12 protein-coding genes are annotated in these 17226 nt (G+C 69.3%); all 12 read right to left on the bottom strand.

Going from position 1 to position 17226, the window contains the following annotated elements:
- Nucleotides 1-146 precede the first annotated feature (146 nt).
- Nucleotides 147-2243, bottom strand: coding sequence for an elongation factor G (gene fusA, locus EV371_RS11015; RefSeq protein WP_130461953.1), 2097 nt, complete (start codon nt 2241-2243; stop codon nt 147-149).
- A gap of 87 nt (nt 2244-2330) precedes the next feature.
- Nucleotides 2331-2801 (bottom strand): 30S ribosomal protein S7, encoded by a 471-nt coding sequence (gene rpsG / locus EV371_RS11010; protein ID WP_101368149.1) that lies wholly within the window; start codon nt 2799-2801, stop codon nt 2331-2333.
- A gap of 1 nt (nt 2802) precedes the next feature.
- Complete coding sequence (gene rpsL, locus EV371_RS11005; protein WP_101368150.1) at nt 2803-3177, bottom strand: 30S ribosomal protein S12; 375 nt, start codon at nt 3175-3177, stop codon at nt 2803-2805.
- Between the two features lie 509 nt (nt 3178-3686).
- Entirely contained in the window at nt 3687-4292 is a 606-nt protein-coding gene (locus tag EV371_RS11000; RefSeq protein ID WP_349338945.1) for a hypothetical protein, read from the bottom strand.
- A 478-nt stretch (nt 4293-4770) separates the two neighbouring features.
- The gene (locus tag EV371_RS10995; protein WP_130465818.1) at nt 4771-5118 is read right to left on the bottom strand and encodes a hypothetical protein; all 348 of its coding nucleotides are present in this window, start codon (nt 5116-5118) and stop codon (nt 4771-4773) included.
- 97 nt (nt 5119-5215) lie between these two features.
- The gene (locus EV371_RS10990; RefSeq protein ID WP_130461952.1) at nt 5216-9103 is read right to left on the bottom strand and encodes a DNA-directed RNA polymerase subunit beta'; all 3888 of its coding nucleotides are present in this window, start codon (nt 9101-9103) and stop codon (nt 5216-5218) included.
- A gap of 178 nt (nt 9104-9281) precedes the next feature.
- The gene (gene rpoB, locus EV371_RS10985) at nt 9282-12713 is read right to left on the bottom strand and encodes a DNA-directed RNA polymerase subunit beta (RefSeq protein WP_130461951.1); all 3432 of its coding nucleotides are present in this window, start codon (nt 12711-12713) and stop codon (nt 9282-9284) included.
- A gap of 661 nt (nt 12714-13374) precedes the next feature.
- Nucleotides 13375-13758 (bottom strand): 50S ribosomal protein L7/L12, encoded by a 384-nt coding sequence (gene rplL, locus EV371_RS10980; protein ID WP_130461950.1) that lies wholly within the window; start codon nt 13756-13758, stop codon nt 13375-13377.
- Nucleotides 13759-13819: 61 nt separating this feature from the next.
- Nucleotides 13820-14359, bottom strand: a complete 540-nt coding sequence (rplJ, locus tag EV371_RS10975) for a 50S ribosomal protein L10 (RefSeq protein WP_130461949.1) — start codon at nt 14357-14359, stop codon at nt 13820-13822.
- Between the two features lie 342 nt (nt 14360-14701).
- Nucleotides 14702-15391 (bottom strand): hypothetical protein, encoded by a 690-nt coding sequence (locus tag EV371_RS10970; protein ID WP_130461948.1) that lies wholly within the window; start codon nt 15389-15391, stop codon nt 14702-14704.
- Nucleotides 15388-16314, bottom strand: a complete 927-nt coding sequence (locus EV371_RS10965; protein WP_130461947.1) for an ATP-binding cassette domain-containing protein — start codon at nt 16312-16314, stop codon at nt 15388-15390. Before EV371_RS10965 ends, EV371_RS10970 begins: the two co-directional genes overlap by 4 nt.
- Before the next feature lie 169 nt (nt 16315-16483).
- Nucleotides 16484-17197: a 50S ribosomal protein L1 gene (rplA, locus tag EV371_RS10960; protein ID WP_130461946.1), complete on the bottom strand. Its 714-nt coding sequence runs from the start codon at nt 17195-17197 to the stop codon at nt 16484-16486.
- Nucleotides 17198-17226: the final 29 nt, after the last annotated feature.

Raw genomic sequence — 17226 nt, 5'->3', positions numbered from 1 at the left:
CCGGCCGGGAAGTCATGTGGGTCTTGCGGCGGTGAAACCTTCAGGCCCGGTCTAGCAGCCCGGCCCGTGGACGCCGCGGGCGAGATTACCCGCCCGCCGCGCTCGCGGTATCACCGGCCCGGCCCCGGATCAGTGCGCGTTTCCGCTCACTCACCCGTCGCCTTCGCGATGATCTCCTTCGCCACGCCCGCGGGGACCTCGGCGTAGGAGTCGAACTGCATGCTGTAGCTAGCCCGGCCCTGGGTCTTCGACCGCAGGTCGCCGACATAGCCGAACATCTCCGACAGCGGCACCAGAGCCCGGACGATGCGAGCGCCGCTGCGCTCCTCCATCGCCTGGATGATGCCTCGGCGGGAGTTGAGGTCGCCGATCACGTCGCCCATGTTCTCCTCGGGCGTGGTGACCTCGACGGACATCATCGGTTCGAGTAGTGCCGGGTCGGCCTTGCGGGCCGCCTCCTTGAGCACCATCGAGCCGGCGATCTTGAAGGCCATTTCCGAGGAGTCGACCTCGTGGTACTGACCGTCGAGCAGGGTCAGCTTCAGGCCCACCAGCGGGAAGCCGGCGAGGATGCCGTACTGCATGGCGTCCTGGGCACCGGCGTCCACCGAGGGGATGAACTCCTTCGGGATCCGCCCACCGGTGACCGCGTTCGCGAACTCGTACGTCGGCGAGTCGTTCTCCAGCGGCAGCGGTTCGAGGCTGACGATGACCCGGGCGTACTGCCCCGAACCACCGGTCTGCTTCTTGTGGGTGTACTCGATCTTCTCCACCTTGCGGCGGATGGTCTCCCGGTACGCCACCTGCGGCTTGCCGATGTTCGCCTCGACGTTGAACTCGCGGCGCATCCGGTCCACCAGGATGTCCAGGTGCAGCTCACCCATGCCGGAGATGACCGTCTGGCCGGTCTCCTCGTCGAGCTTCACCCGGAAGGTCGGGTCCTCCTCGGCGAGCCGCTGGATGGCGGTGCTCAGCTTCTCCTGGTCGGCCTTGGTCTTCGGCTCGATCGCGACCTCGATGACCGGCTCCGGGAAGGTCATCGACTCCAGGATGACCGGGTTGGCCGGGTCGCAGAGGGTGTCGCCGGTGGTGGTCTGCTTCAGACCCTGCACCGCGATGATGTCGCCAGCCTTGGCGGAGCTGCGCTCCTCCCGCTTGTTGGCGTGCATCTGGTAGATCTTGCCGACCCGCTCCTTGCGGTCCTTGGTGGAGTTGACCACCTGGGACCCGGACTCGACCACGCCGGAGTAGACCCGGAAGTAGGTCAGCTTGCCCAGGTGCTTGTCGGTCTGGATCTTGAAGGCGAGACCGGAGAACGGCTCCGACGTGGAGGGCTTGCGCTGCATCGGGGTCTCGCCGTCGGTCGCAGTACCCTCTATCGCCGGGATGTCCAGCGGCGACGGCAGGTAGGCGACCACCGCGTCGAGCATGGGCTGTATGCCCTTGTTCTTGAACGCGGTGCCGCAGAACACCGGGTTTGCCTTGCCGGCGACGGTCGCACGCCGGATGGCGGCGTGGATGTCCTCGGCGGAGATCTCCTCGCCCTCCAGGTACTTCTCCATCACCGAGTCGTCGACGTCGGCAAGGGTCTCCAGCAGCTTCTCGCGCCATTCGGCGGCGCTCTCCGCCAACTCTGCCGGGATCTCCTCGATCGCGTAGTCCTCACCCTTCTGGGTCTCCCCGCGCCAGGTGAGGGCGCGCATGCCGATCAGGTCCACCACGCCGATGAAGTCGGACTCGACGCCGATCGGCAGCTGCAGGACCAGCGGCGTGGCGTTGAGCCGATCGATCATCATCTGCACGCAGCGGAAGAAGTCCGCGCCGGTGCGGTCCATCTTGTTGACGAAGCACATCCGCGGGACGTTGTACTTGTCGGCCTGGCGCCAGACGTTCTCCGTCTGCGGCTCCACGCCGGCGACACCGTCGTAGACCGCGACCGCACCGTCCAGGACGCGCAGCGACCGCTCCACCTCGACAGTGAAGTCGACGTGGCCGGGCGTGTCGATGATCTGGATCGTGTGGCCCTTCCACTCGCACTTCGTGGCGGCGGAGGTGATGGTGATACCGCGCTCCTGCTCCTGCTCCATCCAGTCCATGACGGCGGCGCCCTCGTGGGTCTCGCCGATCTTGTAGGTGATGCCGGTGTAGAACAGGATCCGCTCGGTGGTAGTGGTCTTACCGGCATCGATGTGCGCCATGATGCCGATGTTGCGTACGTTGGCGAGCGCGTCTGCGGCGGCCACTTCAATCCCTACTTGTCGTCTCGTCAGTGTGATCGCGACCGGTGCCGGGCGCCGGCGCGGCAGACCGCGCCGGAACCCGGATGGCCGTTACCAGCGGTAGTGCGCGAAGGCCTTGTTGGACTCAGCCATCTTGTGGGTGTCCTCACGCCGCTTCACGGCGGCGCCAAGACCGTTGCTCGCGTCCAGCAGCTCATTCATCAGCCGCTCGACCATCGTCTTCTCCCGGCGGGCCCGGGAGTAGGTGACCAGCCAGCGCAGGCCCAGGGTGGTGGCACGCTGCGGCTTGACCTCGACCGGCACCTGGTAGGTGGCGCCACCTACCCGGCGGCTGCGGACCTCCAGGGTCGGCTTCACGTTGTCCATCGCCCGCTTGAGCGTGACCACGGGGTCGGTGCCGGACTTCTCCCGGCAGCCCTCCAGGGCCTCGTAGACGATGCGCTCGGCGAGCTGGCGCTTGCCGCGGAGCAGGATCTTGTTCACCAGCTGGGTGACCAGCGGGGAGTTGTACACCGGGTCCGCGACCAGCGGCCGGCGCGGAGCAGGGCCCTTACGCGGCATGTCAGCTCTTCTCCTTCTTCGCGCCGTAGCGGCTGCGGGCCTGCTTGCGGTTGCGGACACCCTGGGTGTCCAGCGAACCGCGGACGATCTTGTAACGCACGCCCGGAAGGTCCTTCACCCGGCCACCGCGGACCAGCACGAGGGAGTGCTCCTGGAGGTTGTGCCCGACGCCCGGGATGTAGGCGGTCACCTCGATCTGGCTGCTGAGCTTCACCCGAGCGACCTTGCGCAGCGCGGAGTTCGGCTTCTTGGGGGTAGTGGTGTACACGCGCGTGCACACGCCGCGCCGCTGAGGACTCCCCTTCAGCGCCGGCGTCTTGGTCTTGCTCGTCTTCGCCTGGCGGCCCTTGCGGACCAACTGCTGGATCGTGGGCACCGGGTTTTCCGCTCCCTTCGGCCGCCCTCTGCGACCGCGCCGTGTGTCTTAGCCGTCCTCATGGACGGCTCTCTTACCTTCCCACCAGGGCCGCGTCGGTACGGTCCCGGCACCCGCGGTCGGGCGTGTCGCCCGCTCACGGTTCCCGCCGCCACTCGTCGACGCCGGATTCCCAGCTCGCCGACACGCCGCTCGGGCGTAGCCGACTCGTTTCGACTTTGTCGTGGGTTGCTCGATTGTCACCACGTGTCGATTGCCACCACGTGGACTCGGGCACACGCACGAGTTGCCCGGGCAGGCCCGGGCACGAGAGGAAAGAGTACCTACCGTGAGTGGGCACGTCAAAACAGGACTCCAGAGGTTGTCCACCAACCTCCGGCCAGGCCCGGATCTCCGCGTCGCTCCCGAGAAGCACTGCCGGTTTTCAAGTGTACCGGCTGATTCCGCCCTCGGCCCGTCGGCCCGGCAAGCCGACAAGCCACTCGTCCCGCCGACCCTCCGCGAGGCGCTCAGCCCAGTTGCAGCAGCACCGCCACGACCAGCGCGACCACCGTCAGGGCCAGGCCCGCGCCGGCACAGCTGAGGCCGGCGATCGCCAGGCCCCTCCCGGTGAACCGGACCGGCGGTGCAGTGGGACCCGGTGCCGCCCCGGGCGCGACCCGGCGGCGACCGGGCCAGGGCGCCCGGCCGGTGGGCGAGGTCTGCCGGCGCCCCAGTTCGCCGAGCAACACTCCGGCCACGCCGAGCAGCCCGGCGAGCAGCGCGAAGGCGCCCGCCACCCAGCCACCCCAGTCCGCCGGACTGCTGCCGGCGAGCCCGAGGCAACCGGAGGTGAAGGCGACCAGCACGGATCCGCCCCCGGTCACCAGCGAGGCCACCGCCGGGCCCGACGTCACCGGGGCAACCTCGAGGTGCACCAGACCGAACGGCGTACCCGGGACCGCATCCACCCGGCTGGGTGCCCGCAGCGACTCCCGGGGCGGCGCCGGCACCCCGGTCGCTGCGCCGCCGCCGGCCAGCCCGGTCGTCCCGGAGTACGCCATCGGCACACCACCGCCCGTCGTCGCGGCCCGGAGCGGCTCCGCCACCGGGTACCCGACAACGCCGGCTGTCACCGGGGACGGGTGCGCGGTCGGGGACGGGTGCGCGGTCGGGATCGGCCCGGCGGGCGGGGGCGCCGATGTCGGGGCGGTAGGGGGCCCGGACCAGACCGTGCCGTGAGGTCCCGGCCCGGCACCGGATCCAGCGGGCGCGGGGCGGGACCATTCGCTGGCCGCCCCGGTCGGCTCTGCCGGACCGCCGGTCGGCGATCCCACGGCAGCCGTGGGCAACGTGTACGAGGGCTCGTGATAGCGAGGCTCGTGCCCGGCGGCCTCCCCCGGCGTCCCGGCGGCCTCCCCCGGCGTCTTGTCCGCCGCACGCTCCACCCCGGGTGGCTGCGCCTCCTCCGTCACGGAACTCCCCCTGGAAACCACCGAGCCGCCAACCACGGCGGGATCGACCGGCCGAGGATGATCCGTCGACCGGGTCCGACACATCGTGCCAAGGTCAGGTTACCGCCGCGCGGCCAATCGCCACCGGCCCGGATTATGGTCAGTCGACCCCGGGCGCGAAGTCCTGGCCGACCGAACCGTCGGCCAGCCTGACCACGCCGATCACGGTCGCCACCACCACCGCGGTCGCGGCCAGCGCGACTCCGGCCCAGGCCAGCCGCTCGCCGCGGCGCAGCCAGGCCGCGCCGGTCAGATAACCCCCCGAGGCGTACGCCTCCCGGCGGGCCTGCCGCGCGAGCAGCATCGCCACCGTCGCCGGGACGATGCCCCCGACCAGTGGGCCGGTCAGCAGCGCCATCAGGCCGAGGGCGAAAACCGTCCGTGACTTGGTGGAGGGCACCGGATCCGGGTCGAGCGGATGGCGGGTGGCCGGGCCGGCGGCCGGCATGGCGGTCACCACGCCAGCCTACCCAACCTGGGACAGCCGGCCGGGAAAGCGCGACGCCCCGCCCGTCCTGCGACGGGCGGGGCGTCCACGTGTTGCGTCAGCGGTACGACCCGAAGTCGAAGTCGTCCAGCGGCACCGCCTGGCCGCTGGCCGGCCCGAACCCGTAGTCGGTCTCCGGGTAACCGGTCATCGAGTAGACCTTGGCCTTCGCCTCCTCGGTCGGCTCGACCCGGATGTTGCGGTACTTGCTGATGCCGGTACCGGCCGGGATGAGCTTACCGATGATGACGTTCTCCTTGAGACCGATCAGCGAGTCGCTCCGGGCGTGGATCGCCGCGTCCGTGAGCACCCGGGTGGTCTCCTGGAAGGACGCCGCCGACAGCCACGAGTCGGTGGCCAACGAGGCCTTGGTGATACCCATCAGCACCGGCCGACCCGCCGCGGGCTCGCCGCCCTCGGAGACGAGCCGGCGGTTCTCCGACTCGAACAGTGCCCGGTCGACCAGCACACCCGGCAGGAACTCGGTCGCGCCGGAGTCGATCACCGTCACCCGCTTGAGCATCTGGCGGATGATGATCTCGATGTGCTTGTCGTGGATGAGCACACCCTGCGACCGGTAGACCTCCTGGACCTCCTGGGTCAGGTGGACCTGGACCGCCCGCGGGCCGAGGATCCGCAGCAGTTCGTGCGGGTCGATGGTGCCCTTGGTCAGCTTCTGACCGACGTCGACGTGATCCCCGTCGTGTGCCTGGAGCGGCACCCGCTTGGAGATCTTGTCGTACACGATCTCGTCGCTGCCGTCGTCCGGCACCACGATGATCTTGCGCGACCGCTCGCCGTCCTCGATCCGGATCCGGCCCGGGGTGTCGGCAATCGGCGCCTTGCCCTTCGGGATCCGAGCCTCGAAGATCTCCTGGACCCGGGGCAGACCCTGGGTGATGTCCTCACCCGCCACACCACCGGTGTGGAAGGTACGCATCGTGAGCTGCGTGCCCGGCTCACCGATCGACTGGGCGGCGATGATCCCGACCGCCTCGCCGACGTCCACGGTCTTGCCCGTCGGCAGCGAGCGGCCGTAGCACGCCCCGCAGACGCCGAGCTTGGACTCGCAGGTGAGCACGCTGCGGACCCGCACGGTGTCCACCCCGGCCGCCACGATCCTGTCGACCAGGATCGTGTTGATGTCCGCGCCCCGCTCGGCGACCAGGTTGCCGTCGGCACCCTTGATGTCGTCGGCCAGGGTACGGGCGTGCACGCTGGTCTCCACGTGCTCGTGTGCCACCAGCCGGCCGTCGAGCTGGGTCGCGATCTGCATCGGGATGGCGCGGTCGGTGCCGCAGTCCTCCTCGCGGATGATCACGTCCTGCGAGACGTCCACCAGACGACGGGTCAGGTAACCCGAGTCGGCGGTACGCAGCGCCGTGTCGGCGAGACCCTTCCGGGCACCGTGCGTGGAGATGAAGTACTCCAGCACGGAGAGACCCTCCCGGTAGCTGGCCTTGATCGGCCGCGGGATGATCTCACCCTTCGGGTTGGCCACCAGACCACGGATCGCCGCGATCTGACGGAGCTGGAGCAGGTTACCGCGAGCACCCGAGTTGATCATCTTCCACAGCGGGTTCTCCTGCGGCAGCGCCGTCTCCATCTCCTTGGCGACCTCGTTGGTCGCCTTGGTCCAGATCTCGATGAGTTCGCCGCGACGCTCCTCGGCGGTCATCAGACCCCGCTGGTACTGCTTGTCGATCCGCTCGGCTTCCTTCTCGTACCGCTCCAGGATGTCCCGCTTGCGCGGCGGCGCGATGACGTCCTCCATGCCGATCGTCACGCCGGACCAGGTTGCCCAGTGGAAACCGGCCTCCTTGAGCCCGTCGAGCGTCGCGGCCAGAGCCACCTTCGGGAACCGCTCGGCGAGATCGTTGACGATCGCGGAGAGCTGCCCCTTGCGGATCTCGTAGTTGACGAACCGGTAGCCCGGCGGCAGGGTCTCGTTGAACAGCACCCGCCCCAGCGTGGTCTCGACCGTCACCGGCTCACCCGGGACCCAGCCCTCCGGCGCGGTCCACGGCGACGTACCGGGGCCGTTGTCGACCTCGACCACGCCGCGCAGCCGGATCTTCACCGGCGCCTGCAGGTGCAGCTCACCGTTGTCGAAGGCCATCCGCGCCTCGGCGTCCGAGCTGAACACCCGGCCCTCGCCGGCCTCGCCCGAGGTGAGGTGGGTCAGGTGGTAGAGACCGATGACCATGTCCTGGGTGGGCATGGTGACCGGCTTGCCGTCCGCCGGCTTGAGGATGTTGTTCGAGGAGAGCATCAGGATCCGTGCCTCGGCCTGCGCCTCGGCGGAGAGCGGTACGTGCACCGCCATCTGGTCGCCGTCGAAGTCCGCGTTGAACGCGGTGCAGACCAGCGGGTGGATCTGGATCGCCTTGCCCTCGACCAACTGCGGCTCGAACGCCTGGATGCCCAGCCGGTGCAGGGTCGGCGCCCGGTTCAGCAGTACCGGGTGCTCGCCGATGACCTCCTCCAGCACGTCCCAGACGACCGGCCGCTGCCGCTCGACCATCCGCTTCGCGGACTTGATGTTCTGCGCGTGGTTGAGGTCGACCAGCCGCTTCATCACGAACGGCTTGAACAGCTCGATCGCCATGCCCTTGGGCAGACCGCACTGGTGCAGCTTGAGCTGCGGACCGACCACGATCACGGAACGACCGGAGTAGTCGACCCGCTTGCCCAGCAGGTTCTGCCGGAACCGGCCCTGCTTGCCCTTGAGCATGTCCGACAGCGACTTCAGCGGCCGGTTGCCCGGGCCGGTGACCGGCCGTCCACGCCGGCCGTTGTCGAACAGCGCATCCACGGCCTCCTGGAGCATCCGCTTCTCGTTGTTGACGATGATCTCGGGCGCGCCGAGGTCGATCAGTCGCTTGAGCCGGTTGTTCCGGTTGATCACGCGGCGGTACAGGTCGTTCAGGTCCGAGGTCGCGAACCGGCCACCGTCGAGCTGCACCATCGGGCGCAGGTCCGGCGGAATCACCGGTACGCAGTCCAGCACCATGCCGAGCGGCGAGTTGCGGGTGTTCAGGAACGCCGCCACGACCTTGAGCCGCTTGAGCGCCCGGATCTTCCGCTGGCCCTTACCGCTGCGGATGATCTCGCGGAGGTTCTCCGCCTCGGCGTCCAGGTCCATGTTCTGGACCAGTGCCTTGATCGCCTCGGCGCCCATCCCACCGGTGAAGTACTCGCCGAACCGGTCCCGCAGCTCGCGGTAGAGCAGCTCGTCGGTGACCAACTGCTTCGGCTCCAGCTTGCGGAAGGTGTCCAGCACCTCGTCGAGGCGGTCGATCTCGCGCTGCGCCCGGTCGCGGATCTGGCGCATCTCGCGCTCTCCGCCCTCCTTGACCTTGCGCCGCACGTCGGCCTTGGCACCCTCGGCCTCCAGCTCGGCCAGGTCGGCCTCGAGCTTGGCGGCCCGCTTCTCGATCTCCGAGTCGCGGCTGTTCTCGGCCTGCCGCTTCTCGGCCAGGATCTCGTTCTCCACCGTGGCGAGGTCACGGTGCCGCGCCTCCGCGTCGACGCTGGTCACCACGTACGACGCGAAGTAGATGATTTTTTCGAGGTCCTTCGGGGCCAGGTCGAGCAGATAGCCCAGCCGGCTCGGCACACCCTTGAAGTACCAGATGTGCGTCACCGACGCGGCCAGCTCGATGTGCCCCATCCGCTCCCGGCGCACCTTGGAACGGGTCACCTCGACGCCGCAGCGCTCGCAGATGATGCCCTTGAACCGCACCCGCTTGTACTTACCGCAGTAGCACTCCCAGTCCCGCTGCGGACCGAAGATCTTCTCGCAGAAGAGCCCGTCCTTTTCCGGCTTCAGGGTGCGGTAGTTGATCGTTTCAGGCTTCTTGACCTCGCCGTGCGACCACTGACGGATGTCGTCGGCGGTGGCCAGGCCAATCCGCAACTCGTCGAAGAAGTTGACGTCGAGCACGTTATATGTCCCTCGTGTCGTGTCGTTTCACTGCTAGCTCACCGGGGCTGGGGGTTCGGGGCGGCGTAACCCGGTCAGGGATCAAGCCTGACCTCGCGAGTTCCGGCGCACCCGCTTTGCATCGCGCCCCGGAACCCGCGCCGGAGCGGGTCGCGCCGCCCCGAACCCACCACGCACCTCACACCTCTTCGACCGAGCTCGGCTCACGCCGGGACAGGTCGATGCCGAGTTCCTCCGCGGCCCGGAAGACCTCGTCGTCGGTCTCGCGCATCTCCAGAGCCACACCGTCGCTGGAGAGCACCTCCACGTTGAGGCACAGCGACTGCAGCTCCTTGAGCAGCACCTTGAAGGACTCCGGGATGCCCGGTTCGGGAATGTTCTCGCCCTTGACGATCGCCTCGTACACCTTGACCCGGCCGAGGACGTCGTCCGACTTGATCGTCAGCAGCTCCTGCAGGGCGTACGCGGCGCCGTACGCCTGCATCGCCCAGCACTCCATCTCGCCGAACCGCTGGCCACCGAACTGCGCCTTACCACCCAGCGGCTGCTGCGTGATCATCGAGTACGGGCCGGTCGACCGAGCGTGGATCTTGTCGTCGACCAGGTGGTTCAGCTTGAGGATGTAGATGTAGCCGACCGCGATCGGGTCGGGCAGCGGCTCGCCGGAACGTCCGTCGAAGAGCCGTGCCTTGCCGCTCGCGCCGATCAGCTGCTCGCCGTCCCGGTTGGGCAGGGTCGACGAGAGCAGACCGGAGATCTCCGCCTCCGTGGCGCCGTCGAAGACCGGCGTCGCCACGTTGGTGTCCGGCTCGGAGGAGTCCGCGTCGATCGCACGCAGCGCCCGCTTCCAGTCGGCGTCGTCGCCCTGGACCTGCCAGCCGGTCTTGGCGACCCACCCGAGGTGGGTCTCCAGCACCTGGCCGATGTTCATCCGGCTCGGCACGCCGAGCGGGTTGAGCACGATGTCGACCGGGGTGCCGTCCTCGAGGAAGGGCATGTCCTCTATGGGCAGGATCTTCGAGATGACGCCCTTGTTGCCGTGCCGGCCGGCGAGCTTGTCACCGTCCTGGATCTTCCGCTTCTGTGCCACGTAGACCCGGACCAGCTCGTTCACACCCGGCGGCAGCTCGTCGCCGTCCTCCCGGCTGAAGGTGCGTACCCCGATGACCGTGCCGGTCTCGCCGTGCGGCACCTTCAGCGAGGTGTCCCGGACCTCACGCGCCTTCTCGCCGAAGATCGCCCGGAGCAGCCGCTCCTCCGGGGTCAGCTCGGTCTCACCCTTGGGGGTGACCTTGCCGACCAGGATGTCCCCGGTGACGACCTCGGCGCCGATCCGGATGATGCCGCGCTCGTCGAGGTCGGCGAGCATCTCCTCGCTGACGTTCGGGATGTCCCGGGTGATCTCCTCCGGACCGAGCTTGGTGTCCCGGGCGTCGACCTCGTGCTCCTCGATGTGGATCGAGGTGAGGGAGTCCTGCTGGACGAGGCGCTGCGACAGGATGATCGCGTCCTCGTAGTTGTGGCCCTCCCACGGCATGAAGGCGACCAGCAGGTTGCGACCGAGGGCCATCTCACCGTCGTCGGTGCACGGACCGTCCGCGATGACCTGGCCCGCCTCCACCCGGTCGCCCTCGAAGACGATCGGCTTCTGGTTGACACAGGAGCCCGCGTTCGAGCGGCGGAACTTGTGCAGCAGGTAGGTACGCCGGTGGCCGTCGTCCTGGTGCACCGTCACGTAGTCGGCACACAGGTCCTCGACCACGCCGCCGACCTCGGCGACGACCACGTCGCCGGCGTCGACCGCGGCCCGGTATTCCATGCCGGTGCCGACCAGCGGCGCCTCGGCCTTGACCAGCGGCACCGCCTGGCGCTGCATGTTCGCGCCCATCAGCGCCCGGTTGGCGTCGTCGTGCTCGAGGAACGGGATCATGGCGGTGGCGACCGACACCATCTGGCGCGGCGACACGTCCATGTAGTCGACGGCGGTGGGCGCGACGAAGTCGACCTCACCACCCTTCCGGCGGACCAGGACCCGGTCCTCGGCGAAGGTGCCGTCCGCGCGCAGCGCGGTGTTGGCCTGCGCCTTGACGAACCGGTCCTCCTCGTCGGCGGTCAGGTAGTCGATCTGGTCGGTGACCCGGCCCTCGACCACCTTGCGGTACGGCGTCTCGATGAAGCCGAACGGGTTGACCCGGCCGAAGGTCGACAGGGCACCGATCAGGCCGATGTTCGGGCCTTCCGGCGTCTCGATCGGGCACATCCGGCCGTAGTGCGACGGGTGCACGTCCCGAACCTCGAAGCCGGCCCGCTCCCGGGACAGACCACCCGGGCCGAGCGCGCTCAGCCGACGCCGGTGGGTGAGCCCCGCCAGCGGGTTGGTCTGGTCCATGAACTGGGACAGCTGCGACGTACCAAAGAACTCCTTGATCGCCGCCACCACCGGACGGATGTTGATCAGGGTCTGCGGGGTGATCGCCTCGACGTCCTGGGTGGTCATCCGCTCCCGGACCACCCGCTCCATCCGGGAGAGGCCGACCCGAACCTGGTTCTGGATCAGCTCGCCCACGGTACGGAGCCGGCGGTTGCCGAAGTGGTCGATGTCGTCGGCCTCGTAGCCCTCCTCACCGGCGTGCAGCCGGCAGAGGTACTCCACGGTGGCGACGATGTCGTCCTCGGTCAGCGTGCCGGTGTTGATCGGCACGTCGAGCTCGAGCTTCTTGTTGAACTTGTATCGGCCGACCTTGGCGACGTCGTACCGCTTCGGGTTGAAGAAGAGGTTGTCGAGCAGGGTCTGGGCGTTCTCCCGCGTCGGGGGCTCGCCCGGCCGGAGCTTGCGGTAGATGTCGAGCAGCGCCTCGTCCACCCCGGCGATGTGGTCCTTCTCCAGGGTGGTCATCATCAGCTCGGACCAGCCGAACCGCTCACGGATCTGCTCGTTGGTCCAGCCGATCGCCTTGAGCAGGACGGTGACGGCCTGCCGGCGCTTACGGTCGATGCGGACACCCACGGTGTCGCGCTTGTCGATGTCGAACTCCAGCCAGGCACCCCGGCTCGGGATGACCTTGACGCTGGAGAGATCGCGGTCGGAGGTCTTGTCCGGCTGCTTGTCGAAGTAGACGCCCGGGGACCGGACGAGCTGGCTGACCACCACGCGCTCGGTGCCGTTGATGATGAAGGTGCCCTTCGGCGTCATCATCGGGAAGTCACCCATGAACACCGTCTGGCTCTTGATCTCGCCGGTGGTGTTGTTGGTGAACTCCGCGGTCACGAAGAGCGGGGCGCAGTAGGTCAGGTCCTTCTCCTTGCACTCCTCGATCGAGGCCTTGACCTCGTCGAAGCGGGGCGCGGAGAAGGAGAGCGACATAGTGCCGGAGAAGTCCTCAATGGGACTGATCTCGTCGAGGATCTCGGCGAGACCCGATCGAGCGTGCGGGTCGTCGGCCGACCGGCCCTGCCAAGCCTCGTTGCCGACCAGCCAGTCAAACGACTCGTTCTGGATGGCGAGGAGGTTGGGGACCTCGAGGTGTTCGGTAATCCTGCCGAAGGAGATTCGGCGGGGCGCGAAAGCGCTCGACGTACGACTGGTCTTCGCAGGGCGGGAAGCTGCCAAGATGCGTCCTTCCGAGGACCGGTGCTGCTAGATGCGGCTGTCACGCGTGCACTCCAATGGCCCCACTCCAAACGCCCAAAACTGGACATTCCGAGCAGGGGTCAAGTCGGAAGGCAGCGCAAACTAGCAGTGTAGCCGAGCGGCTAACCGCTGTCCAGCCCACCACGGCAGGGCGTTGCAGAACGTGTCGCCAACCGTCGGTCGGCGCGCGCCGAGCGCGCTCACACGTCCCGCACGCATCCCGCTAGGCCTCGTAGTGACCGGCGGCTCGTGGTGCTGCCGTTGGCCCTTACCCAGGTGTCGGCCGTCGCAAGCGCGGAAGGTCTTGCTGATGTCAGCGTGCCTGCCGGTTCGTGTCGCGTCAAGGGCTGATGCCCGGGTCGGGCGACGTCTTTGCCCGCGTCGCCACCCGAGCCTGACCGCCCGGACGTGCCGGCGACAGCCGTCCGAGGCGCCAAAGCCCTGATCATCCACGGTCGCAGCCAGTCAGCGGACGGAGACGGGCGGCGATCCGGCGCCGGATCGCCGCCCGTCGGCGACACTTCTGTGCGTCAGGTCACTCGGCCGACGCGGGCCGCCGCGGTGCCCGTACCTCCGCTGCACCCCGCTCGGCGGAGCGGAGAGTGGGGGGTACGGGCCCCTCGGCGACGTACTGCGGAAACTACTTGAGGGTGACCTTCGCGCCCTCGGCCTCCAGCTTGGCCTTGGCCTTTTCGGCGGCCTCCTTGTTGGCCTTCTCCAGGACCGGCTTCGGCGCGGCCTCGACGAGGTCCTTGGCCTCCTTCAGACCCAGGCCGGTCAGCTCGCGCACGACCTTGATGACCTGGATCTTCTTGCCGCCGTCCGCCTCCAGGATGACGTCGAACTCGTCCTGCTCCGGCTCGGCCTCGGCAGCCGGGGCCGCCGGGCCACCGGTGGCGACGGCCACCGGCGCGGCGGCGGTCACGTCGAAGGTGGTCTCGAACTGCTTCACGAACTCCGAGAGCTCGATCAGCGTCATCTCCTTGAACGCGTCGAGCAGCTCTTCGGTGCTGAGCTTCGCCATGGTGTCTGGCGTCCTTTCCTAATCTCTTACACGAATATCGGGGTACCGGAGGGCTGGCCGCTCAGGCCCGCCCCTCCTTCTCACGCTTGTCCTGCAGGGCAGCCGCCAGGCGGGCGGTCTGCGCCAGCGGCGCCTGGAACAGGGCAGCGGCCTTGCTCAGGCTGCCCTTCATCGCGCCGGCCATCTTGGCCAGCAGCACCTCACGGGACTCAAGGTCGGCGAGCTTGTTGACCTCGTCCGCGGTGATCGCCCGGCCCTCGAAGACGCCACCCTTGATGACGAGCTTCGGGTTGGCCTTCGCGAAGTCCCGCAGACCCTTCGCCGCCTCGACCACGTCGCCGGAGACGAAGGTCAGCGCGGTAGGACCGGTGAACAGCTCGTCGAGGCCGGCAATGCCAGCATCCGTCGCGGCACGCTTGGCCAGCGTGTTCTTCGCCACCTCGTAGGTCGTGTCCCGACCCAGCGAGCGGCGCAGCTGGGTCAGCTGGGAAACCGTCAGCCCGCGGTACTCGGTCAGCACGGTGGCTCCCGAGTTGCGGAAGTATTCGGTGAGCTCGGCGACGGCGGTGGCCTTGTCGGCCCGAACCGGCTTGTCCGCCATGTCCCTCCTCTCTCGTTGCTCCAGGCTGGCCACGGCCCGACCGGCCGTCCGGGCGCGGTCGGAGCCCGGGTGCGCTCGGAGGTTCCGCCACAACGAGAAAGCCCCGGCGCAGGGCGCACGGGGCGGGGAAGGTCATGTGGACACGACCTGGCACGCTACCGTCTCTCCCTGCGCGGGCCGCCCGTCGAGCGGGACCTTCGACCGTGCCGGGGCACGGTGACCAGCGGTCTCTGGGTAAAACGTCGGCCAAGCTAGCCTGACCGGCTTATCAGAGTACGGGATGCCGGCCGTGACGACCAAATCACCCGAGGTGGTCCGGCTCACGTCCGCCCCGCGCGCCGATCACGTCCGGCGACGGCGCAGCAGGGCGTAACCGGCAAGTGCCGTCGCGCTCCAGAACAGGGCGTGCCCGGTCAACAGCAGCACCGAACCACCGGTCGGTCCGGCGGTGCTGGCCCGGGCGACGGCGAGTACCGGAGGGGCGACCCACGGCAGCAGGGAGTCCTTCAGTCCGAACACGTACACCCCGACCACCCCGCCGACCAGGGCGGCCAGTCCGTACAGCGGGCTGCTGGCGGCCGCCCGGCTGGCCAGCGCGCCCAGGGCGACGGCCGCCGGCAGGACCAGCAGGTGTGCCCAGAGCCCGATCGTCAGGCCGAGTGCGAGCGGCAGGTCGCCGTCGCGTTCCGGCCCGGTCACCCCGCCTACCAGCCAGGGCAGCAGCAGCGCGACCGGAATCAGGGCCAGCCCGGCCAGCCCGGCGGCGAGTACTCCGCCGGCCAGTTCCGCGCGGCGTCCGGCGGCGACCACCGCAAGCCGGCGCTGGGTGTCCGGCTCGGTGTCCAGCAGGAGCTTGGTCTGCCAGGCCAGGACCGGGAAGAGCACCACGGCGGAGACACCGTACGCCTCGGCGGCCTGTGCGGCACCGCCCCCGTACAGCACGGTGAGCGCGACCAGCCCGGCGATCAGCGGTGGCAGCGCTCGGGCGGTCCGGACGAAGCCCGCCAGTCGCATCCGGGCCAGCGCGGTCATGCCGCCCCACCTTCCAGGGCCTCCGCGGCAGCCGGTGGATCCGCCGACCGCCCGTCGCCCCCGTCGGGCTCGCCGGCCGGCGTGGCCGCACCGTCGGCAGCGGCTGGCGGTTCGGCGGGGCGCCGTACCCCGAGCACCCGGTGGCCGGCGCGGCGCAGCGCGGCGACCGTCTCCAACGCCCGGGCGGTCGAGACCGCGATCTCCACCACCAGGGTTCCTGCCCCCGCGACGGTCTGGTCGGCGGCGACCGGAGTCCCGGCGGAGGCACTGCCGGCGGAGGTGTCGTCGACCCGCTGTTCGGCGGCGGCCGGGGGCTGTACGGTCACGGTCCCGTCGGTCACGGTCCACCGCACGGCGTCCGGCAGCCGTACCGTCTCGCCACGGTGGTCGCTGACCAGCACCGCGCCGCCGTCGGCGAGCACCTCCCCGATGAGTTCGGGGACCAGCTCCCGGGTGGCCGCGTCCAACCCCTCCCACGGTTCGTCCAGGACGAGCAGACCGGGCGGGCAGAGCAGGGCCTGGGCCAGCCCCACCTTCTGGGCAGTGCCCTTGGAGAGCGCCGGCAGCCGGACCTCGCGGTACGGGGCCAGTCCGAGGCGCTCGATCCAGCCGGTCGCGGTACGGGCCGCCGCCGCGCCGGAGAGTCCTCGGACCCGGCCCATCCCGGTCAGGTACTGGACGACCGTGTACGGCTGGTCCGCCGGGAACCGCTCCGGCACCCAGCCGACCGTCCGGGGCCGATCCCGGACCACGCCCCGGGTCGGATCCAGTACGCCGACCGCCGCCTGGAGCAGCGTCGACTTGCCCGCACCGTTGCGGCCGAGCACCACGGCGCTCTGCCCGGGGGCTATCTCCGCCTCGACCGCGCGCAGCACCCACGGAGCGCGGACGCCGTACCGCAGCCAGACCTGTTCCAGTCGCACGGGTTGCAGAGTGCCACAGCGTCGCCCGGCCCGTGGGACCCGTGGCGCCCCGGTGGATGGGGCGGCAAACGACCGAAGCCCGTCATGCACCCGGAACGCAGACGCGGGGCGCCCGCGAAACTTCGCTGGGCGCCCCGCGTCGGACGGGACCGACCGGTTCGGTCGAGGCTCAGGCCTCGGCCGACTCCCGCAGGTTCTTCACCACGTTCGGGTCGACCGGAACGCCCGGGCCCATGGTGGTGGTGAGGGTGATCTTCCGCAGGTACTTGCCCTTGGCCGCGGACGGCTTGGAGCGGAGCACCTCGTCGAGCACCGCGGCGTAGTTGTCGACCAACTGGGTCTCGGAGAACGACGCCTTGCCGATGATCAGGTGCAGGTTGGAGTGCTTGTCCACCCGGAAAGTGATCTTGCCACCCTTGATGTCCGAGACGGCCTTGGTGACGTCCATGGTCACCGTGCCGGTCTTCGGGTTCGGCATGAGACCGCGCGGGCCCAGGATCCGCGCGATCCGACCGATCTTGGCCATCTGGTCGGGCGTGGCGATCGCCGCGTCGAAGTCCAGCCAACCCTCCTGGATCCGGGCGACCAGCTCGTCGGTGCCGACCACGTCCGCCCCGGCGGCGGTCGCCTCGTCGGCCTTGGCGCCGGCCGCGAAGACGATCACGCGGGCGGTCTTGCCGGTGCCGTGCGGCAGGTTGACCGTGCCCCGGACCATCTGGTCGGCCTTACGGGGGTCGACGCCGAGGCGCATCGCGACCTCGACCGTGGCGTCGAACTTGACGGTGCTGCTCCCCTTGGCCAGGCGTACGGCCTCGACCGGGGTGTAGAGCTTGTCCCGGTCGATGGCCTCGGCGGCCTTGCGGTAGCTCTTGCTGCGCTGCATATCTAATTACTCCTGTGGTGTCTGGCGGG

Source organism: Plantactinospora sp. CNZ321 (genome assembly GCF_004217235.1).
Note: the sequence above shows the minus strand (reverse complement) of the source record. Positions and strands in the feature narration are given on the sequence as shown.